Here is a 19,984-nt window from a genome sequence, read left to right as displayed (position 1 = left end):
GTCAGTTGAACTTCAGGTCGACGTTGATGCGGTGCATGGCACCGGCGTATTCGACGCTGACCAGGGCCTGCGCCCACCGGTTGGTGTGCGCGTCGTGCACGGCCTGGATCTGGGCGTCGGTGAGCGTCGACGGATCCGCGTCGAGCAGATTCAGGATCGGAATGGTGATGACGTAGCCGTCCAGCACGCCGTCTGCCACCAGCGGATTGAGCTCGGCCTCCATCGCCACCACCAGCGCCCGCAGCCCGGAGCGGCTGATGCGCAGATTGCCGATGGCGCCGATGAGGCGCGCCTTCAGTTTGAAGGTGACGTCGTCGATGGTGCGCTGCACGTCGATGTACTTGTACTTGCCCCGGTTCCCGGTGTAGCCCTCGCCGAGGTAGGTCCCGTTGCCGAGCAGTACCGGCGAGGTCAGCCAGATCACGCCGTTGCCCGCGGGCGGGCCGTCCTCGCCCTCGGCGCCGTTGATCGCATCGATCTGCGCATTGGTGAACGGCGCGCTGGCGATCGAAACCTGTTTGAGCACCATGGAAGTGCTCGGCGGATATCCGGCGATGGTGCCCGCGACCGCGCTGGCGGCGTCGGCGTCGCTCTGATGCGCCACGAACACCATGCGGTCGTCGGCCAGCGGTCCCGCCACCAGCGTCGGATCGGTGACGCCCTTGGCCAGCATGGCGACCCCCATGCGCTCCTTGCCGTCCCCGGCATTGGACACGGTATCGACATGGGTCTGTAGCGCGGCGATCGCGCCGCCCGCCTTCGCGGAGTCGGCGGTCAGCGGCGTATTGGCCAGGACCACGAACTGCACGTTCAGCGCCTCCGCGGCGGTCAGCGCATCGGCCAGTGCCGTACCGGTTTTGATGCCCCAGATCTGATTCGGGGCCGGATTCTGCTGCATGGCGAGGATCAGCGAATTCGACAGTGCCGAGAGCACCGGCGGCGGGGTGTTGTTCGGGCCGGGCGCGCTGAATTTCGCGGCCGCCTCGCCCGGCGTCGTGACTTCGACGGGCACATTGGGTGTGTTGGCGGTGGCGTCGCCGATGATCACGAGATTGCCGGTCGGTCGGACGGCGGGCGAGAAATTGTCCAGCGTGGTTTTCACCCGCACGTAATGGACAGGCATGCGGAACTCCTGAGGGAATCGATGGAATGGGACGTGGTGGTCACTGCTCGTGGTAGCGGGCCCGGAGTGTGGCGCGGAATGCCTCGATCTCCGTGCGCGACAGGGTGATTCGCGGCCTCGGCGCGGCCGGTTCCGGGGCGGGCTCGGCCGCCTCGGCGTCCGCCGGCGGCGTCGTCTCCTCTGCCATGGGGGTGCTCCTTACTCGGATGGGGCGGCCTCAGACGAAGACCGCGAGAACGTGCTGGCTCGCGAAGAACGCGGTGAGCTGGTCCTGGGTGAGGCCGCTGCCCGCGACCGCGGCGGCGGGGAAGACCACTGCGGGCGCGAGCGGCGCGACGACCTCGGCGAAGTCGGCGTCGGTGTGCTCGTCGACGACCGGGTCCAGCGCGGCCAGCGCCTGCCGCACGTCGCGCAGCGCGCCGGTCACGTCGATGGCGTCGCGGATCAGCACGGCGATGCGCACCGGCAGCCGCCGGGTGTTGGCGGGATCGGTGGGATCGAAGGCCGGGGCCGGTGTGAGCCGCACCTCCGCCAGCAGGTAGCGGAAGGCGCGCCGCAGGTCGTCCACGGTGGTGAGGTGACGGTCGCGCAGGAACGCGTCGAGGTCGAAATAGTGGAATTTCGCGCGGAATTCGTCCAGGGTGGCGAAGTCGCCGAGATCGCCGACTCGCAGCGACGCCAGCTCCCCCGGATCTATCTCGAGCACGACGGTGGCGGACAGGTCGGCGGTGATATCGATCCAGTGCGGCGCCGCGCCGTCGCTGCCGACCAGATCGACATCGGTCCGGATATGTCCCGGCATGGTCTGCGTCCAGTTCCCGGTGCGGCGCACGAGGGGAAACAGCGGACGAGCGCAGGCGGCGTCCAGCACGTCCACGGCCGTCACGTCGTGCACGGCCGCGTACGGCAGCTGGTACATCGCCGAGAGCAACGTCCGGATCCGGGTGCGCCCGGTATCGGACGCGGGGAAGACCAGATCGTGGATTCCCGCGGTCGTCGCCAGCCGCAGCAGCGTGGTGTCGACCAGTTGGCTCATGGGGTCGTGAGTCCCTCCTGTGTGGTGATGCCGCAGGCCGCGGCGAAGTCCTCGGGCGACAGGCCGTCGGCCGAATTCATGTCGCAATTCCCGAACGGCGGGCAGCCCTCCGGCAGGCCGCCGCCGTAGCCGTTTCCGTCGGTGTACTGGTGCGCGATCTGGCCGGGCAGCAGCGGATTCCGGCCGTAGCCCGCGCCGATCAGGCGCAGCCCGGCGGGCCGGTCGGGCCACATGCCGTACAGGTCACCGGAATTCGCGTAGCCGATGACCCGGCGCGCGTCGCCCAGCCAGCCGGCCAGGCTCCAGTAGGCGCGATTGATGCCGTCGGATTGATCGCCGCCCGGATTGCCCCCGGATTCCACGTCGATCATCGCGATCATGCGCGGGTGCGGGCCCCCGGCCGCGGTCACCATGTCGCGGTGGGTGTTCACGGTCTCGAGCCAGTTCGGCCGCCAGTAGAAATACACGATGAAACACGCCAGCCGTCCCGCGTCGGTCGCCTTGACGGCCCAGGCGTAATTGGCCGCGAAGTTCGAATCCTCGATGGTCCCGTCGTTGGACCGGAGGCTGAAGATCCGGTAGGGATACGAATCGTCCACCGCCGTCTGGTAGTACGAGACGTCGGCGAAGAGGCTGTCGACCATGCCAACTCCTTTCGCTCGGGCGCGATCGACATCAGTCTCGAGGCCGGGCATCTCACCGGCGTCTCACGGGGATTTCACGGTCGCCGGTTCCAGGAACCAGTCCCGGTGCCGCTGCCGGGCGGCGCCGGTCTCCCCGGCCGCCGCCAGCGCGGTCGCCGCGTACTCGCGGACCGTCTCCAGCAGGGCGAAGCGGCGGCCGTCGCCGTCGACGACCACGGTGACCATGCTGCGCCGCACGAGTTCGGCCAGCACCGGCGCGATATCGGCGGGGTGTAGCGGCTCGAACGCGGCCACCGCCTCGGCGGCCTCCAGCGCGAATCCGCCCGAGAACACCGAAATCCGGCGCAGCACGGCCCGTTCCGCGGCGTCGAGCAGGTCGTGACTCCAGTCCAGCGCCGCCCGCAGGCTGGCGTGCCGACCGCCGCGCGGGCCGACCAGCAGCCGCACCCGGGCGTCGATGCGCCGGGCGAGCTGGGCGACGGTGAGGATGCGGGTCAGGCCCGCGGCCAGTTCGATGCCCAGCGGCAGCCAGTCCACCGCCGCGCAGACGGTCACCATATCGGCGTGCTCGCTCGCGGTGAGCGGGCCCGCGGCGCGGGCCAGGAACAGGTCGATGCCCGCGGCGCGGTCCAGCGCGCCGATCTCGATCCGCTGTTCGCCGGGCGGGTCCAGGCCGCGCTGCGAGGTGACCAGGATGGCCGATTCCGTTGCCCACGAGAGTAATTCATCGACCTCGGCGCGGACCTCGGCGAGGATGTGCTCGGCGCCGTCGAGAATCAGCAGCGCGCCCCGCAGGGCGGTGGCCAGCGCCGCGATGTCGGAGGAGGCCGCCCCGGCGGCGACGGCGACGGCCGCCCGGACCGCGCCACCCGGCCGCAGCGAGCCCAGTTCCACCGGCACCACCCGCCGCCCCGCCGCGGCCACCCGCCATCCGACCTCCAGTGCCAGCCGCGACTTTCCGCTGCCCGTCGGCCCGACCAGGGTGACCAGGCCGGGCCCGGTCACCGCCGCGACCACCGCCGCCAGTTCCCGCTGCCTGCCGACGAAGAGGTCGGTCGGCCGCGGAAGCGTTGCGCGGCAATCGTTGTCGGGCCATTCGTCGCGCTCGTCGGCATCGGGTCGTGTCGGCGCGGTTACCGAAATACTCTGTGCCGCCTCGTGGTTCGGGGCGCGGAGCGAGGGATCGTGCTGGAGCATGCGGAGTTCGAGTGCGACCGTCTCGGGGGCGGGGTCGACGCCCAACTCGTCGGCCAGGGCGCGGCGGAGGCGGTGCAGGCGGGCCAGGGCGTCGGCCTGGCTGCCGGTGCGGTAGGCGGCCAGGGCGTGCAGCCGGGCCAGGGGCTCGTGCAGCGGATGCTCGCGGGCCAGCATCGAAAGATCGTTGGCCACTTCGCATTCCGCGCCCAGCCGCAGGGCGGCCTCGAATCCGGCGACGGCCAGGCCGAGCCGCCATTCCTCCAGTCGCACCGCCTCGGCGTGCGCGAACGGCACCGCGGCCAGATCTGCCAGGCCGGGACCGCGCCACAGCCGCAGCGCCTCGCCCGCCGCCGCCCGGACCTCGGCGTAGCGGTGCGCGCGCCGCGCCGCGTGCATGCGGTCGGCGGCGGCCTCGGCGGCGCGCAGATCGGCGACGACCACCTCGGTGTGGTAGCCCGCCGGGGAGCGCGAGACCATCGCGCCGTGCTCCCCCAGCGCCTGGCGCAGCCGCGAAATCAGCACGCGCAGACGGGGAATCGGCCGCAGCAGCTCCCCGTCGCCCCACAGCTCGACCGCCAGGCGGCCGTCCGGCACGGGCATGCCGCGGGCCAGTGCCAGCCGCACGAGCACCGCGCGCTCCAGCGTCCGCCCCACGCCGACATCCCACCGCCCGGCCCGGACCCGCACCGGTCCGAGCACATCCAGTTGCAGGGGACCGCCGTCGCTCCCGCCCCCACGCAGACCCGTTTCGCCCATCGCCCCCTCGCGATCTCTACGTCGATATCCACGACGATCTACGGATCCATCCCCGAGCGACTGCCGTACTCGCCGAGCCGAACTGCCGTCGACAGACACGAAGCGACCCGCCCCCCGGCGGATTCGCCCCCCGAGCATGCCCGCAGGACCGCCCGCGACGGAAGGCCCCGGTCCGCTGAGCAGACCGCAGCCTTGCGCGCGGCATTCTGGAGGACGGGGTGGAAGCACCGGCGCGAACGCTGTCCGCAGTGAGGGCTGCGGATCGCGCTCGTCGGCCGCGGATTCGCCCGGGGCGTCCTGGTTTTCGTGCGGGAACGGGGCCGGAGGTTGTTCTCGGCGCGAAAGCGCTACGCCCGCAACGGCTCTCGATACCGCTCGGGTTCCTGGTGCTGGACGCGGGCGATCACGTCACGATGACCGCCCCGGCGGCGCAGGCGTGGCTGGTCCATCTCACCCGCGCGAGCGCTGATCCGTCCGGTCAGAACCCGCGCCGCTCCCGGGGCACCAGCAGCGCCAGCAGGGCGACGACCAGTCCTCCGCCGAACAGGTACAGCCCCCAGGTGCCGGTGAGCAGGTGCTGGTAGTCGGTGCGTAGCTGCTGGTCGAAGCGCTCGTTCAGGCGCCAGGTGAGCACGCCGAGCCCGGCCAGCCCCGCCAGCACCCCCAGCCAGCCGAGGCCGCGGAAGCCGACCAGCCCGGCGAGTAATACCAGCGCGGCCGCGGCGAGCAGCACCACGGCCAGCGACGTCTGCAGCGTCACCGAGGAGGAGCCGACCTGATCCAGGGCGCGACCGGTGGGGAACCCGTCGCGCAGATCGGTCAGCGGGACATGCCGGGCCTGCAGCGAGCTGACCAGCGGCCCGAACGCGCCGACCCCCATCACGAGGGCGCAGACGAACAGCACCAGATGTACGAAAGTGCGCATGCTCCCACGGTATGTCATCGGGGGCGCAGACCGTCGAGCACGAATTTCTGCGCGCGCCGCCGGGCGGCGTCCTCGCCGAGCTGTGACAACATCCAGATCAGGTGCGCCACATCGGCGTCGGTGGCGTCGGCGCGCAGCGCCCCGGCGGCCCGGGCGCGGTCGAGGACGGCCGACAGGTGCATCATGCCGCGCTCGCAGGCGGCCGCGGCCTGCGCCGCCGCGGGATGGTCGCCGGTAAACGCCTCGCGCAGGCCGCGATCGGCGGTGAGCCGGGTCAGCAGGGCGTCGACGAATCCGGCGCAGGCGCGCCAGGCGTCCGGTTCGGCCGCGGCCCGCGCGGCGAGGTCGTCCAGTTCGGCCAGCCGCGCGGGCACCAGCTCGTCGATGAGCGCGTCGCGGGTCGGGAAATGGTTGTAGAGGGTGCCGATGCTCACCCCGGCCCGGCGCGCGATCTCCTCGAGCGATCCGGTGAGCCCCTGCTCGGTGAAGACACCGGCGGCCTCCCGCAGCAGCCGGTCCCGGTTGCGGGCGGCATCGCGGCGCATCGGTCTGGTCACGGCGACAGTCTATCGACTCGAGGGGTGCCTCATTTTCCGTGTACTCTGGCCTAAGTTGAGGCACCCCTCAGATTGGAGCGAATCATGAATCCCACAGCGGCCGTCATCGGAGTCGGGCCCGGCCTCGGCATGTCGATGGCCCATCGGCTCGGGCGGGAGGGCTTCCGCGTCGCGCTGATATCGCGCGGCGCCGCACGGCATTCCGGCTACCTCGCGGAGCTCGCGGCCGCGGGCATCGACGCCACCGCCCACGCCGCCGACGTGACCGATCCGGCCGCGCTCGGCGCCGCGCTGGCCGCGATCGGCGAGGTCGAATTCGCCTACTACGGCCCGGGTCCCACGACTCGGCACATCGTGCCGATCACCGAGGTCGACGTGGCCGTCGCGCAGTCGGCGTTCGATTGGGTGTGGCCCGCGGTGCGGGTGGTCCGGGCGGTGCTGCCGGGCATGCTGGCCCGCGGCAGCGGCGGATTGCTGTTCGCCGGTGGGCTGTCCGGCGTGCGGCCCATGCCGCAGCTGGGACAGCTGGCGCTGGCGACGGCGGCCCTGCGCAACTACGCCCGCACCCTGCATGCCGCCCTCGCCGACCGCGGCGTCTACGCGGGCACCCTCACCATCGGCGGTCTCGTCGAGCGCGGTGATATTCACGCCATGGTTGCCGCCGAACCGGAGCGGTATGGGATAACCGCAGGTCATACCCTGGATCCGGATCTGATTGCGGAGGCGGGCTGGGAGTTGTATCGGGAGCGGGAGCGGGACGAGGCGGTATTCGATGCGTTCGCCAAGTGATAGCTGGGCCACATTCGGGGGCTGATGGACTGCGTCCGTTGATGTTTCGGAGGAGGATAGGAGGACATCCTCGGTAGGACAGCTGCCGCCAGGAAGGAAGTGGCCGAATGCCCATTGCTCTGCTGGTCCGTGGATCGTTGGCGGTGGCCGCGTCGGTGACCTCGCTGGTGGGGCCGGTCGGCGTCGCGCAGGCCGAGGAGCCCGTCTCGCTGGGCGGGGGCGCGGGGATCGTTGTCGACTCGGCGTCCTGCACGCTCACCACCATCGGACACGATCGGGCCGGGCGGCTGGTCGGATTCACCGCGGGGCACTGCGGGCGACCCGGGGCGAGCGTCACGGCCGAGCGGGATCGCGGCGGCGGGCGGGTCGGGCGGATCGCCCTCGTCGACGATCGGCTCGATTACGCGGTCATCGCCTTCGATTCCGATCGGGTGGCGCCGAGCGCGCGGGTGGACAACTTCGTCATCACCGCGGTGGGCGCGCCCGCGCAATTCCCGGTGGCGGTGTGCAAGAAGGGCCGCACCACCGGCACCAGCTGCGGGCCGGTGTGGGGCGACGTCGCCATGACCGGCAGCGAGACCTGGACGCAGATGTGTGTGCTGCCGGGCGATTCCGGCGCACCCGTCACCGCGGGCACCGTGCTGGTCGGCATGGTCAACGCCTATGTCGGGGTGGGGTGCCTCGGGCCGGAGGTGGGCACCACCATGGCCGCCGTGCTGGCCGACGCCGATGCCCGCGGCGATCTCGGCGCGGGCTTCCGACCCGCCGCGGACGACGGCACCTAGCGGGCGCGCTCGGCCCGGGCGCGGTCGCGGGCCAGGGCGCGGTCGCGCTGCTCCTCGAAGCGCGGGATCTGTTCGCGCTCCAGGCGATCCAGGAAGGCCGCCAGGCGCTCGCGGGCCTGTTCGCCACGGGGGCCGAAGTCGGTGCGGCCGAACACATTCCACTGGCGCATGACCGGCGACAGCACCTCCTCGAGGTGCTGGCGCAGATCGTAGACGCCGTGCTTGGCCATCAGCACGCCGTTGCGGCGGAAATTCGGCATGCCCGCGCCCGGCATGCGGAAGTTCTCGACAATGGTCGCGATCGCCGCCATCGCCTGATCGGGCACCAGATCCAGCGCCGCGCCGCAGACCGTGCGATAGAAGAGCATGTGCAGGTTCTCGTCCAGGGCGATGCGCTGCAGCATGCGGTCGGCGACCGGATCGTCGCACACGACGGCGGTATTGCGGTGGCTGATACGGGTGGCGAGCTCCTGAAAGCTCACGTACGCCACCGAATACAGGAAGCCCACCTCCCCCGCGCTGTCGAGTTGCGCGAGCGGCGGGGCGAAACCGTCGGTCATGTGCACCATCCGCGCCCGCTCCAGCGCGACCGGGTCGACGCCGCGGGTGACCACCAGGTAGTCGCGAATGACGGTGCTGTGCCGCATCTCCTCGGCGGTCCAGCGGCCCACCCAGCTGCCCCACGCGCCGTCGCGGGAGAAGCTCTCGGCGATCTCGCGGTGGTAGGAGGGCAGGTTGTCCTCGGTGAGCAGGTTCGTGATCAGCGCCGCCTTGGCCACCTCGCTCAGCGTCGATTGGTGCGGCTCCCAGTCGGTTCCGCCGAGCATGGCGAAGTTGCGCCCGGCGTCCCACGGCACGTAGTCGTGCGGATGCCAGTCCCGCACGACCGTGAGGTGCCGGTTCAGCGCCGCCTCGGCCGTCGGTTCCAGCTCGGTCAGAATTTCGCGTTGCGTCAGTTCGCGTGCCAACGGTGCGGTCTCCCTTTCTGTTTCGGCCCCGGCGCTCCCATCCGACCAGCGGTGGGCGGGTGACCGGCAGGGCCGAAGGTCACGCCCGCGAGAGACCGACGGCCCGGTATCCATGGGCCGGGCGGGGCGCCGAATACGACTGCGGTAGCACCCGGCGGCGGCGAAAATCGTTCTCGCGGAGGTCGCCGACGCGACCTGCGAGGGATGCGGCACGGCGGGCCACGGCGCGAGGATGAACGGGAATCCGCGCGCAGCACCCGAATTCCGCCGAAAGGATCCGCCCGTGCCCGCCAAGTCCGGTGTCTATATCGGGGCCACCGCCACCGAGCTGCGCGGCAGCGATCCCCTCGACAAGGCGGCCGGGGTGATCAGCCAGAAGGCGCTGTTCCACCGCCGCGGCGACATCACCCTCACCGACTCGGTCCTGACGCTGTCGGCGTGGGCCGACGGCGGCGATCTCACGCTGCGGCCCAGCGACATCACCTCGCTGTCGCGCACCTACACCGAGCTCTACGGCCGCTTCATCGGCGGGCTGCTCAACTCGGGCAAGCCGCTGATCCTGCAGACCATCGCCGCGGGCACCCTGTATCTGCTCATCGACCGCAGCGAACTGCTGGAGACCACGAAGAACGGGGAGTGGGCGCGCGCCATCACCGCGTGGCTCGACGCGCACTGACGCTCACCGCGCGTAGGAGGTGACGCCGATCGGGCCCACCCCGAGGCAGAGGTTCAGATCCGGTGTGTGCGAACCGATGCGGAGGGCGGAGCCGCTGCCGATCAGGCGGACGTACACGGTGCCGAGGCCGGAGCGCACGGGGACCACCACGGCCGGGCCGTGTTCGAGGGCGACGGTGAGGCGGCCGTCGCGGTCGGCGAGATAGTTGAGCTGGGCGGTCCAGCCGCGGTCGAGCAGGGGGCCGTCGAGCGGCAGGTCGCGCGGGGTCTCGGCATCGATGCGGTAGCCGCAGCCGGGGTCCGGGCCGGGGCGCAGCGCGCGGTTCCACCAGACCTGGGCGTCGACGATCTCACCGGTGTCGGTGATCATGCGCAGGCGCGGGGTGGAGTCGGCGAAGGCGCCCGCGGGGGCGATCGGCGCGAGGGCTCGGCTGGCGAGGTTCTGCGGATAGGCCAAGGGGGTCAGCACATTCCAGGGCAGCTCCTGGTCGAGCAGCGGGGCGTCGGAGCGGGCCAGCGCCGCGCGGACCGTGGTCAGGTAGGTGCGGGTCGGGCTGGGCGACCAGGAGCGCACGAAGGTGGCGGTGGACCACAGCGAACTCGCGACGAACAGTGCCGTCAGCGCGATCGCCCTGCGACGGCCGGGCAGCGCGACGGGCGTGCGCCGCGGCCGGGAGCGCAGCAGCAGCGCGCCCGCGGCGGTCAGCACCACCGCCACATCCGCGAGATAGCGCAGCGACTGCATGAGTTCGGCGGCGGTATTGGGGCCGCCGCGGATCAGGGCGACGGGCACCTGCGCCGCGATCACGTACGCGCCGAGCGCGATCCACACCGCGCCGGTCCGGCGGCGGCCGCACACGGTCACCACCAGCATCGCGCCCAGCACGAGCCACGCCGCGACCACCGCCCATCCCGGCGGCACCGCCCACGGCGTCGCGGGCATCCACCGCGCCCACGACCACGGGCCGCCCAGCAGCGCCGGAACGATCCCCAGCGAGGTCGCGCTGTGCAGCAGCCGCCGCACCCCCTCCGGACTGCTGTGCACCGCACCGGTTTTCACGGTGGCCAGATACACCGCCGCCCAGCACGCCAGCACCAGCGCCGACCCGATCCACAGCGGCGCGGCGCGGCGCGCCACCGCCCGGATCGGCCGATCGCCGCCCTCGACGTGCCGCAGCAGCGCGGCGACGGCGAACGCGACCACCGGCACGACCACCGCCTTCTCGAAGAACAGCAGCCCCACCACCAGCGCGGCGATCCCCGAGACCGCGTAGCGCCGCCGCCCGGTCCGCACCAGCAGCACCGCAGCGCCGATTGCGCACGCGAGCGCGCACTGCAGCGGCAGCGCATTCGAGGCCGCCGCCCACCACGCGAACGCGGGCACCGTCAACGGGCAGAACAGGTAGAAGGCCAACGGCACCAAAACAATCCACCGCCGCCCGAGCAGCACGATCAGCATCCGCGCCACCGCCACCGACGCGGCGGCCTGCCACACCACCAGCGCGACCACCGGCCCCGCCCACGCCAGCGGCGCGATCCGGGTGAGCACCCACGCCAGCGCGAACGCCATCGGCATGAGGTGCCCATCGTGGTTGTACAGCAGCAGATCCGCCGACAGCAGCGGATACCGTGCCGCCCGACCGGCGAGAATCAGGTCGTCCCAGTAGAAGTAGCCCCGCCCGGCGACCCACCCCCGCACCGCCAGCTGCGCGACCACTAGCACCGCCGCGACGGCGACCGGCGACACCGGCCGTAGCCACCCTGGACGCCGAACACGCTCCACCCTGGACGCGGCGGTCTCGACGGCGGTGGTCACGCCCACCCACCGTAGTGCCGCCGTCCGGCGAGGGTGCGTCAGGGCAGTTTCTGCAACCCGGCACCGTTGAGAACGTAGGCGTTCGCCACGTCGGCGGGCTTGGTCTCCGCCAGGTCGACCAGGGCGGCGCCCGCGATCTGCGGGGTCAGCAGCGGGCCCGCCTGCCGCAGGAACTGATCCAGGGGCTGGCCCGCGCGGGCCGCGTAGGCGCGGACCGCGGAGTGGCCGACCCGGGTCTCCGGGGCGAAGCGCGGCAGGACCGCGGTGAAGGTGAGGTCCAGGTCGGCGCGCTGGGCCTCCCCGCGAGCGTAGTCGGTGATGAAGCGCTGGGTGGCCTTGGCACCGGCGTAGCCGCCGCTGAGCGGCGAACCGGCAAGGGCCGCACCGCTGCTCACCACGATCACCCGGCCACCGGGGCGCATGGGCTCGAGCAGAATCTCGCGCAGCCAGTGGAAGGCGATGCGGACGTCGGTCTCCCAGTTGACCGAGAAGGTCTCCCAGGTGTGCTCTTGCAGCGGGCGCATGTACGGGCTGGCGCCCGCCACCAGTACGACCACCGTCGGGTCGTACTGCTCGAAGAGCCTGGCCGCCACCGTGGCGTCACCGGCGTCGGCGACCTCGGACACGAGGGAGCCGGAGCCGGTGGCCGGTTCGGGAAACACTGCCGCGGTGCGGGATACGGCGACCACCGGGGCCCCCGCCTCCGCGAAGGCCGTGGCGATACCGTGGCCCAGGCCGCGACTGGCGCCGACGACGATCGTTGTCCGATCGGACAGATCGCTCATGATGTCCTCCAATGACGAGGGATCTCGGGGATGAAAGGCAGACGACGTCGGCGGGCGAAATTCATCGCCCGCCACGCCGAGGCGCGCTCGGTCACGCCTTGAATCGGGTGCCGTTCCACCAGTTGGCGCCCGGCACCGCCGCGTTCTCGGCGCCGTAGCGGTCCTTGTGCCGCCACCAGTCCCACGGGTGTTCGAGCTGGTCCTCCTGGCGGCCCAGGACGGTGATGTCCAGGTAGTTGTAGAAGTTCTTGAAGATGTCCCCGCCCCGATCGAAGATCGAATAGGTGTGGAAGACATCGCCGTCCACGCGCAGGAACGCGCTCACCCCGGGCGATTCGCCCCTGTCGGTGCTGACCTCGTAGTCGTAGTTGAACTCGCTGCCGTAGGAGGAGTACCACGGCATCTTCCAGCCCATCCGGGCCTTGAACGGTGTCAACTTGGCCAGCGGCGCCCGCGAGACCATGACGAAGGTGGTGTCGCGGGCCCACAGGTGGGCCAGTTCGCCGACGCTGTCGGCCTGCATCGAGCAGCCGATGCAGCCCTCCTCGTCGTCCGGGGCGAACATGAAGTGCCGGACCACGAGCTGGCGGCGGCCCTCGAACAGGTCGAGCAGCGTGCAGGCGCCGTTCGGGCCCTCGAAGCGGTAGTCCTTGTCCACCTTGACCATCGGCAGCTTGCGGCGCTCGGCCGCGATCATATCGCGCGCCCGGGTGACCTCCTTCTCCTTCTCCAACAGCACCCTCCGGGCCTGTAACCACTCCTGTTTCGACACGACGTGCGGAAGATTCATCGGACTTCCTCGGAATTCTCTGTGGACCGGCCCCATTCGAACCGGCGCTCCTTCAGGCTGCGGCGCTCCACCTTCCCCACCGGGGTGCGCGGGATCCGGTCGATGAACTCCAGCTGCCGGATCTTCTTGTACGGCGCAACGCGTTCGGCGACGAAGCCCATGATCTCCTCGGGCGTGACCGGCTCCTTCGCGACGACGAAGCCCTTGGGGACCTCGCTGGCCTCCTCGTCCGGCACCCCGACCACCGCCGCGTCGGCGATCTTGGGGTGCGCCAGCAGGATTGCCTCGAGCTCGACCGGAGATACCTGCTGCCCTTTGTATTTGATGAGTTCCTTGATGCGGTCGATGAGGAACAGTTCCCCGTTGTCGTCGACGTAGCCGAGGTCACCGGTGTGCAGGAAACCGTCCGGCTCGAGCACCGTCCTGGTGGCCTCCTCGGCGTCGAGGTAGCCCTTCATCACGTGCGGTCCCCGGACGAGGACCTCGCCGTTGCGGTTGCGCCCCAGTTCTTCCCCGGTGACCGGGTCGACGATCTTGCATTCGATATTGGTGGTCGTCGGCCCGACCGAGCCGGGCGCATCGTAGTTCTCCAGCTGCATGAACGACACCAGCGCCTCGGTGAGCCCGTAGCCCTGGGCCACCCGGCAGCCCAGGCGATCCCGGCACAGCCGGGCGATCTCCGGGTCGAGAGCCGCACCGCCGGAGACGATCTCGCGCAGCGACGACAGATCGTAGGAGTCCACCAGCGGGCTGCGGGCCAGCAGGACCGCGATGGTCGGCACCACGTACAGGCGCGTGATGCGGTGCCGCTGCACGGCTTTCAGATAGTCCTCGGGATCGAAGCGCGGCATGGTGACGATGGTCGCGCCGTGGCGCAGGCTGGCGTTGAGCACCATGATCAGGCCGAAGGCGTGGTGGAACGGCGGCACCGCGAGCACCTTCTCGTCGGCGCCGAGCGGCGCCCCCAGATTCGTCTGCAGCACATTGGCGATCATGTTGCGGTGGGTGAGCAGCACGCCCTTGGGATGGCCGGTGCTGCCGCTGGAGTGCAGGATCGTCACCACGTCCCGCGCCGGGCGCACCGGCGGATCGGCCGGTGCGGGATCGGCGGCCAGCAGCGCCGAGAACGGTGTCGCGCCCTCCGCCGCCCCGAACACCACGATCTGTTCCAGCTTCGTCCGGGCGGTGAGCTCGATCGCCGACGCCGCCCGGTCGGGCACCGTCACGAGGAAGCGCGCGCCCGCCCGATTCAGGTGTGCCGCAAGGTCTTCGGCCGTGTCGAGCGGGTTGAGCAGCATCGCCGCACCGCCCGCCAGCGCGGCGGCGTGGTAGGCGATCGGGTATTCCGGCACGTTCGGGGCGAGCATCGCCAGCACATCGCCGGTGCCGAATCCCAAGGAGCGCAACCCGCCCGACGCCCGGCGCACGGCGTCCGCCAGCTCCGCGTAGGTGTACGCGGTGTCCCCCGCGACGTCGACGGTCGCGACGGTCGCGGCGTGCCGCGCGGCGTCCTCGAGGACGAAGGCGGTGAACGACGTGTCGGGAACGGGGGCGGGCGGGCGCGGGCCGACGAAGATCATCAGGCCACGCCCCGCCGGTACGTGCCGAGGCCGGGCCGGTAGCTGCGCTTCTCGAACTGCTTGAGCGCCACGGTGATCCACTCGTTGTCGGTGAGCCGGGCCAGCTCCCACAGCTTGGCCTGGTCGTAGTCGATGGCGTCGGGCAGATCCAGCCGGGTCGTGCGCTCGTAGACCTCCTTGGCCAGCCGCAGCGTGACCGGGTTCTTGTTGACGATCCTGCCGACGACGCGGTCGGTCTCGGCGTCCAGGTCCGCCGCGGGCACCGCCTTGTTCACCAGCCCGTACTCCGCGGCCTGGGCGCCGGTGAGGGTGTCGCCGGTGAGAATGTAGTAGAGCGCCTGCTTGCGGGGCAGGTTGTGGGTCGCGGCCCAGCTGGCGCCGCCCGCCGGGAAGATGCCGAAGTTGATCTCCGACAGGCCGAACATCGCCGATTCGGACGCGATCGCGAGGTCGCACAGCCCGGTCACCTCGAACCCGCCGCCGAAGGCGAACCCGTTGACCTTGGCGACGGTCACCGCCGGGAACGCCTTCAGGCGCTGGAACCATTGCAGCGCAACCAGATTCGTCCGGTAGAACAGCTGCGGATCGTTATAGGGGGCGAGGAAGCACTCCTCCAGATCCATTCCGGCGCTGAAGCTGTCGCCGACGCCGGTCACCACGACCGCCTTCACCTCATCGGCCGACTCGATCGCGTCCAGCGCCGCGTTCATATCGCGATGCATCTGCGGATTCATCGCGTTCTTCTTGTCCGGCCGGTTCAGATGAATCGTTGCCCGCGGCCCGTCGATCTCCACTTTCACCGTGTCCAGCGCAATCATGTCCGACATATTCTTTCCTTTGGATTGTCCACGCTCACAATCGGCCGAAGAGTCCGGCTGCCGTCGACATATTCATCGGTGAGCGGCCCGATGATATGAGAATCACACGGCCACAGACCGCTCGACTTCTCCCAGCATGCCTTGCTCGAATATCGGAGAACGGCACGATCGAAGAGGCCGGGGCGGGACCTCTCCGGGATCATCGGAAGCCAGCGACAACGAGGGGATTCGCGATGATCGTGTGTGTCACCGGTGGCACGGGATTCGTCGGCGCGCATTCGGTCGCGGCCGTCGTGGCGGCCGGGCACCGGGTCCGATTACTCGCCCGCACCGAATCCGCGGTCCGGGCCGCGCTCGATCCGCTGGATATCGATCGGAATGCGGTCGACGTGGTCATCGGCGATATCACCGACGCCGCCGCCGTGGCGGCGGCGGTGCGCGGCGCGGAGGCCGTGCTGCACGCGGCCGGGGTCTATTCCTTCGACGCCCGGCGGCGCGCGGAGTTGCGCCGGGTCAATATCGGCGGGACGGAGGCGGTGCTCGCCGCCGCCCGCCGCGCCGGGGCGGGGCGCATCGTGCACGTGTCCACCTTCGGCGCGCTGCTCCCGGCGCCGGGCGCGACACTGCGGGCGGACGCGCCGGTGGGGCGGCCGCGGGAGGCGTATATGGCGAGTAAGGCTGCGGCCGAACGGATTGCGCGCGAGCACCGGGAGCAGGGCGCGCCCGTGCTGATCACCTATCCGCCGGGCCTGCTCGGCCCGCACGACCCGCACCTGGGCGACCAGAACCGGCGGCTGCGCGACCTGTTGCGCGGGCTGATGCCGGTGTGGCCGCGGGGCGGTTTCCCGATCGGGGACGTGCGCGATACCGCCGCCCTGCACGCCGCGCTGCTCACCGCGCCCGCGGGCGGCGCGGACCGGTATTTCGCCCCCGGGCGTTATCTCACCACCCGGGAGTATGTGCGCGCGGTGCGCGCGGCCACCGGTCGCGGCCTGCCCGCCGTCTTCGCGCCCGCGCGGCCGATGCTGCCGTTCGGGCGGTGCGTCGATCTCGTGCAGCGGATATGGCCGTGGCATATTCCGGCCGAGTACGGCGCGATCTACACCTGCGCGACCGCGAAACCGATCGGCGAGCCCGTCGACACGCACGGAATATCGGCCCGGCCGCTCGCCGAGACCGTCGCGGATTCGGTGCGCTGGCTGTACGACACCGGTGCGCTCTCCGCCCGCGCCGCCGGATTGTGGGCACAGCGGAAGTAGCCGCGGAATTCCGATCGGAGAAAAATCACCCTGGACGGCTGTGCGTCGCCGTCCGATAAAAGGGAGAGTTGAATGATCGGCAATCTGCGGGCGCTCCGACGCCGCATTCTGACACCGAGCATGTCCGAGGCGAAATTCTCCGTGCGGGGCTTCCCGGAGAAGACTCCGGCCTCGCGCGAACTGCTGGAAACGACCGCCGAAATGTTCCTGACCGGATACGCCCACGCGGCCGAATGCCGGACGGTGACCGAGGCGGAGGCCCGGCTCGAGCAGATCCCCTCGCGCTTCCGCGGTTTCGCCTACGAGGGTGCGGCCATGGCCTTCGCGGTGCGCGACGGCCTGCCGCTCGGGCACACCCATCACGTGACCGACTTGCTGGCCTCCCGCGGCGAGCGGCACATCTACATGGCCTACGTCGGCATCGGCTGGGCGTTCGCCCGGCTGCCGCGGATGCGGTGGGGCGCGGTCGCGACCGGTGCCTCCGATCCGCTGCTGCGCTGGCTGCTGCTCGACGGCTACGGCTTCCACCAGGCGTTCTTCCACACCGAAAAGTATGTGCGGCAACAGTTTCGGGAACCCGCGTTCCCCTGGCCCGCCCCCGGCCGCTCGGCCCAGGCCGACCGCGTGATCGATCAGGGCATCGGGCGGGCGATGTGGTTCGTCACCGGCGCCGATCCGGATCTGCTCGCGGCCACGATCGAGAAGTTCCCCGAATCCCGGCACTCGGACCTGTACGCCGGGGCCGCGCTGGCGGTCACCTACGCCGGTGGTCTCAATGACACCGAGCTGCAACTGTTCTACAAGCACGCGGGCCCGCATCGCGCGGTGGTGGCGCAGGGCAGCGCCTTCGCCGCCGAGGCCCGGCTGCACGCGGGACTGGTGACCCCGCACACCGAGCTCGCGACCCAGGTGCTGTGCGATATGACGGTCGAGGACGCCTCGGCGGTCACCTATCGCGCCCGGCCGAATCCGGTCGTGGACGGCGAGGTGCCCGCATTCCAGCTGTGGCGCGAGCGCATCGCCGCGGAATTCGCCGAGCACGGCAGGAATTGACCGTGACCGCCATCGAACTCAGGGACGCGCCCGGATCCGCACCCGGACTGCCGCGCCGCTCGATGCTGAGCCTGCTGCCGCGGATGGCCCGCGACCGGCTGTCGGTGATGACCTCGGTCGCCGCCCGCTACGGCGACGCGGTCACCCTCCCGCTCGGGCTCAGCACGCTGCACTTCTTCAACCATCCCGACTACGCCAAACACGTTCTCGCGGACAATAGTTCGAACTATCACAAGGGCATCGGGCTGATCCACGCCAAGCGCGCCCTCGGCGACGGGCTGCTGACCAGCGAGGGCGAGCTGTGGCGCAAGCAGCGCAAGACGATTCAGCCCGCGTTCGCGGTGAAGCGGCTGGCCGGTCAGGCCGGTGCGATCGCCGAGGAGGCGGACCGGCTGGTCGACCACCTGCTCGCCAGGCAGGGGCGCGGGCCGGTCGACATCCGGCACGAGATGACCGCGCTCACCCTCGGCGTGCTGGGCCGGACCCTGCTCGACGCCGACCTCGGCGCGTTCGGGTCGGTCGGGCACTGGTTCGAGGCCGTCCAGGACCAGGCCATGTTCGACATGATGTCGCTGGGCACGGTGCCGCTGTGGTCCCCGCTGCCCAAGCAGTTGCGGTTCCGCCGGGCCCGCCGGGAACTGGAATCCGTGGTGGACCGGCTGGTCGCCCAACGTGGCGACCGGCCGCGGGCGGACGGCGACGACGTGGTGTCCCGGCTGGTCGACTCGACCGGCCGGGAGCGCGATCCGGCGTTGCGCCGCAAGCGAATGCACGACGAACTGGTCACGCTGCTGCTGGCCGGGCACGAGACCACGGCGAGCACGCTGAGCTGGACCTTCCACCTCGCCGACGAGCATCCCGAGGTCTGGGAGCGGTTGCACGCGGAGGCGGTGGAGGTGCTCGGCGACCGGCGGCCGGTCTTCGAGGACCTGCACCGGCTCCGGTACACCAACCGGGTGCTCAACGAGGTCATGCGGCTGTATCCGCCGGTGTGGCTGCTGCCCCGGCGGGCGGTGGCCGACGACGTGGTCGGCGGCTACCGGGTGCCCGCCGGGAGCGACGTGCTCATCTGCCCCTACACGCTGCACCGGCATCCCGAATTCTGGGAGCTGCCTTCGCGATTCGACCCGGACCGGTTCGATCCGCAGCGTTCCGCGAATCGGCCGCGCTACGCCTACATCCCGTTCGGCGCGGGCCCGCGGTTCTGCGTCGGGAACAATCTCGGGCTGATGGAGGCGGCCTTCGTGATCGCCGCGATCGCGCGCCGGATGCGGCTGCGAAAGGTCGCAGGCAGCACCGTTGTTCCGGAGCCGATGCTGACGCTGCGGGTGCGCGGCGGGCTGCCGATGACGGTGCACGCGCTGGATCGATAGTCGAATATCCAACGGAGAGGGCCGGGTTCACCCGGCCCTCTCGTTGTGCGCGAATCGCGGTGGCGCTACGCGGGTTTGATCCGCTGGAAGACGCCGCCGTAGAACAGCAGGGCGTCCCCGTCGGGGTCGCGGCCGCTGTCGAGCACCTGCCCGAGGAAGATCGAATGGTCGCCGCCCGCGTACACCTCGGTGAGCCGACATTCGAGCCAGGCCAGGCTGCCGATCACCACCGGCACCCCGGTGTGCCTGCCGGGCACCCACTCGACGATATCGAATTCCCGCTCGCCCCTGGGCCTGCCGCGGTCGGCGAAGTGCCGGGCCACCTGCTCCTGCCCGGCGCCGAGCACGCACACCGCGAAGGCGCCGCAGTCCTGGATGACCCGATGCATGGTCGCCGATCGGCTCACGCAGATCAGGATCAGCGGCGGGTCGATCGAGACCGAGGTGAACGCGTTGGCGGTCATGCCGCGGGGGGTGTCGCCGGTGGCCGTCACCAGGGTGATGCCGGTGGCGAACATGCCGAACACGTCCCGCAGTTCGCGGCTCGAGGTGTGATCGACCGTCGTCATGGCTAGCCGACCTTGCCGTTGATGGGGACCGGCTGCCGCCCTCGGCCGGTGTCCGCCGGGGTCACCGCGTACCGCTCGAGGGCGGCCCGCAGCGACTCCGGCACCCGGGCCGGTTTGGTGTCGGTGTTCGGGCCGCGCATGCACGCCACCCGCTGCCGACCGCGCGCCACGAGTTCCTCGCCGCCGTCGCGCAGCCGCACGTAGTCGAAGGCGAAGCCGATCCGGGTCTGGGTCAGCTCCTCGAGCCGCATCCGGATCGACAGCTCGTCGAATGCGGTGATCTCGGCGAAGAATTCGCAGTCGACCGCGAGGGTGAACAGTTTCAGGTCGTCCTGGATCTCGGCGAGCACGTCGGGCGCCTTCTCCAGCAGGAACATCTCCCGGCACCGGCCCTGCCAGCGCAGGTAGTTGACATAGTAGACATTGCCGACGAGGTTGGTCTCCTCGAAGCCGACCCGGTGGCGGAGTTCGTAATACGGTTCCATG

At 70.8% G+C, this 19,984-nt stretch carries 21 protein-coding genes; 6 read left to right on the top strand and 15 right to left on the bottom strand.

Going from position 1 to position 19,984, the window contains the following annotated elements; genetic code table 11:
* Position 1: 1 nt before the first annotated feature.
* The 7 genes from HPY32_RS33025 to HPY32_RS32995 all read right to left on the bottom strand — a co-directional run bounded on the left by HPY32_RS33025 (position 2) and on the right by HPY32_RS32995 (position 6,238).
* Complete coding sequence (locus HPY32_RS33025; protein WP_067590193.1) at positions 2-1,123, bottom strand: hypothetical protein; 1,122 nt, start codon at positions 1,121-1,123, stop codon at positions 2-4.
* Between the two features lie 40 nt (positions 1,124-1,163).
* Positions 1,164-1,310 carry a hypothetical protein gene (locus HPY32_RS33020; protein ID WP_156674542.1) on the bottom strand — a complete coding sequence of 49 codons (147 nt, stop codon included), beginning with the start codon at positions 1,308-1,310 and terminating at the stop codon, positions 1,164-1,166.
* A gap of 30 nt (positions 1,311-1,340) precedes the next feature.
* Positions 1,341-2,159: a hypothetical protein gene (locus HPY32_RS33015; protein WP_067590196.1), complete on the bottom strand. Its 819-nt coding sequence runs from the start codon at positions 2,157-2,159 to the stop codon at positions 1,341-1,343.
* Positions 2,156-2,803: a hypothetical protein gene (locus HPY32_RS33010; RefSeq protein ID WP_067590200.1), complete on the bottom strand. Its 648-nt coding sequence runs from the start codon at positions 2,801-2,803 to the stop codon at positions 2,156-2,158. Before HPY32_RS33010 ends, HPY32_RS33015 begins: the two co-directional genes overlap by 4 nt.
* A gap of 63 nt (positions 2,804-2,866) precedes the next feature.
* A complete protein-coding gene (locus tag HPY32_RS33005) occupies positions 2,867-4,756 on the bottom strand; it encodes an AfsR/SARP family transcriptional regulator (protein ID WP_067590203.1) in 1,890 nt (629 codons plus the stop codon).
* Positions 4,757-5,234: 478 nt separating this feature from the next.
* Complete coding sequence (locus tag HPY32_RS33000) at positions 5,235-5,681, bottom strand: hypothetical protein (RefSeq protein ID WP_067590206.1); 447 nt, start codon at positions 5,679-5,681, stop codon at positions 5,235-5,237.
* Positions 5,682-5,695: 14 nt separating this feature from the next.
* On the bottom strand, positions 5,696-6,238 hold the full coding sequence (locus HPY32_RS32995) for a TetR/AcrR family transcriptional regulator (protein ID WP_067590210.1): 543 nt from the start codon (positions 6,236-6,238) through the stop codon (positions 5,696-5,698).
* 84 nt (positions 6,239-6,322) lie between these two features.
* Here HPY32_RS32995 and HPY32_RS32990 point away from each other — a divergent pair, with 84 nt between their 5' ends.
* On the top strand, positions 6,323-7,027 hold the full coding sequence (locus tag HPY32_RS32990; RefSeq protein WP_067595990.1) for an SDR family NAD(P)-dependent oxidoreductase: 705 nt from the start codon (positions 6,323-6,325) through the stop codon (positions 7,025-7,027).
* A 107-nt stretch (positions 7,028-7,134) separates the two neighbouring features.
* Positions 7,135-7,812 (top strand): chymotrypsin family serine protease, encoded by a 678-nt coding sequence (locus HPY32_RS32985; RefSeq protein WP_067590214.1) that lies wholly within the window; start codon positions 7,135-7,137, stop codon positions 7,810-7,812.
* Here HPY32_RS32985 and HPY32_RS32980 read toward each other — a convergent pair.
* Positions 7,809-8,780: an acyl-ACP desaturase gene (locus HPY32_RS32980; RefSeq protein WP_067590217.1), complete on the bottom strand. Its 972-nt coding sequence runs from the start codon at positions 8,778-8,780 to the stop codon at positions 7,809-7,811. The genes HPY32_RS32985 and HPY32_RS32980 overlap by 4 nt on opposite strands.
* Before the next feature lie 283 nt (positions 8,781-9,063).
* Between HPY32_RS32980 and HPY32_RS32975 the strand changes: the two genes are divergently transcribed.
* On the top strand, positions 9,064-9,456 hold the full coding sequence (locus HPY32_RS32975; protein WP_067595991.1) for a hypothetical protein: 393 nt from the start codon (positions 9,064-9,066) through the stop codon (positions 9,454-9,456).
* A 3-nt stretch (positions 9,457-9,459) separates the two neighbouring features.
* On the opposite strand, the gene HPY32_RS32970 is transcribed toward HPY32_RS32975, so the two are convergent.
* The 5 genes from HPY32_RS32970 to HPY32_RS32950 form a co-directional block, all read right to left on the bottom strand.
* On the bottom strand, positions 9,460-11,238 hold the full coding sequence (locus HPY32_RS32970) for a hypothetical protein (RefSeq protein WP_067595992.1): 1,779 nt from the start codon (positions 11,236-11,238) through the stop codon (positions 9,460-9,462).
* A gap of 71 nt (positions 11,239-11,309) precedes the next feature.
* Entirely contained in the window at positions 11,310-12,056 is a 747-nt protein-coding gene (locus tag HPY32_RS32965; RefSeq protein ID WP_067595993.1) for an SDR family NAD(P)-dependent oxidoreductase, read from the bottom strand.
* A 91-nt stretch (positions 12,057-12,147) separates the two neighbouring features.
* Positions 12,148-12,846 (bottom strand): DUF899 domain-containing protein, encoded by a 699-nt coding sequence (locus HPY32_RS32960; protein ID WP_067590219.1) that lies wholly within the window; start codon positions 12,844-12,846, stop codon positions 12,148-12,150.
* On the bottom strand, positions 12,843-14,426 hold the full coding sequence (locus HPY32_RS32955) for an AMP-binding protein (RefSeq protein WP_067590222.1): 1,584 nt from the start codon (positions 14,424-14,426) through the stop codon (positions 12,843-12,845). Before HPY32_RS32955 ends, HPY32_RS32960 begins: the two co-directional genes overlap by 4 nt.
* Positions 14,426-15,253: a p-hydroxycinnamoyl CoA hydratase/lyase gene (locus HPY32_RS32950; RefSeq protein WP_067590225.1), complete on the bottom strand. Its 828-nt coding sequence runs from the start codon at positions 15,251-15,253 to the stop codon at positions 14,426-14,428. The genes HPY32_RS32955 and HPY32_RS32950 overlap by 1 nt, the downstream gene beginning before the upstream one ends.
* A 224-nt stretch (positions 15,254-15,477) precedes the next feature.
* Between HPY32_RS32950 and HPY32_RS32945 the strand changes: the two genes are divergently transcribed.
* The 3 genes from HPY32_RS32945 (at position 15,478) to HPY32_RS32935 (ending at position 18,929) form a co-directional block, all read left to right on the top strand.
* Positions 15,478-16,503 carry an SDR family NAD(P)-dependent oxidoreductase gene (locus HPY32_RS32945; protein ID WP_171983190.1) on the top strand — a complete coding sequence of 342 codons (1,026 nt, stop codon included), beginning with the start codon at positions 15,478-15,480 and terminating at the stop codon, positions 16,501-16,503.
* Positions 16,504-16,575: 72 nt separating this feature from the next.
* Complete coding sequence (locus HPY32_RS32940) at positions 16,576-17,556, top strand: DUF1702 family protein (RefSeq protein ID WP_197696542.1); 981 nt, start codon at positions 16,576-16,578, stop codon at positions 17,554-17,556.
* A gap of 2 nt (positions 17,557-17,558) precedes the next feature.
* On the top strand, positions 17,559-18,929 hold the full coding sequence (locus HPY32_RS32935) for a cytochrome P450 (RefSeq protein WP_197696543.1): 1,371 nt from the start codon (positions 17,559-17,561) through the stop codon (positions 18,927-18,929).
* Between the two features lie 65 nt (positions 18,930-18,994).
* Here HPY32_RS32935 and HPY32_RS32930 read toward each other — a convergent pair whose 3' ends face one another.
* Both HPY32_RS32930 and HPY32_RS32925 read right to left on the bottom strand, forming a co-directional pair.
* Entirely contained in the window at positions 18,995-19,498 is a 504-nt protein-coding gene (locus tag HPY32_RS32930) for a flavin reductase family protein (RefSeq protein WP_067590231.1), read from the bottom strand.
* Positions 19,499-19,500: 2 nt separating this feature from the next.
* Complete coding sequence (locus tag HPY32_RS32925; RefSeq protein ID WP_067590234.1) at positions 19,501-19,983, bottom strand: acyl-CoA thioesterase; 483 nt, start codon at positions 19,981-19,983, stop codon at positions 19,501-19,503.
* Between the last annotated feature and the right edge of the window lies 1 nt (position 19,984).

The sequence above is a fragment of the Nocardia terpenica genome (genome assembly GCF_013186535.1).
In the GTDB taxonomy this organism is placed as follows: Bacteria; Actinomycetota; Actinomycetes; order Mycobacteriales; family Mycobacteriaceae; genus Nocardia; species Nocardia terpenica.
This window is presented reverse-complemented; position numbering and strand designations above follow the sequence as displayed.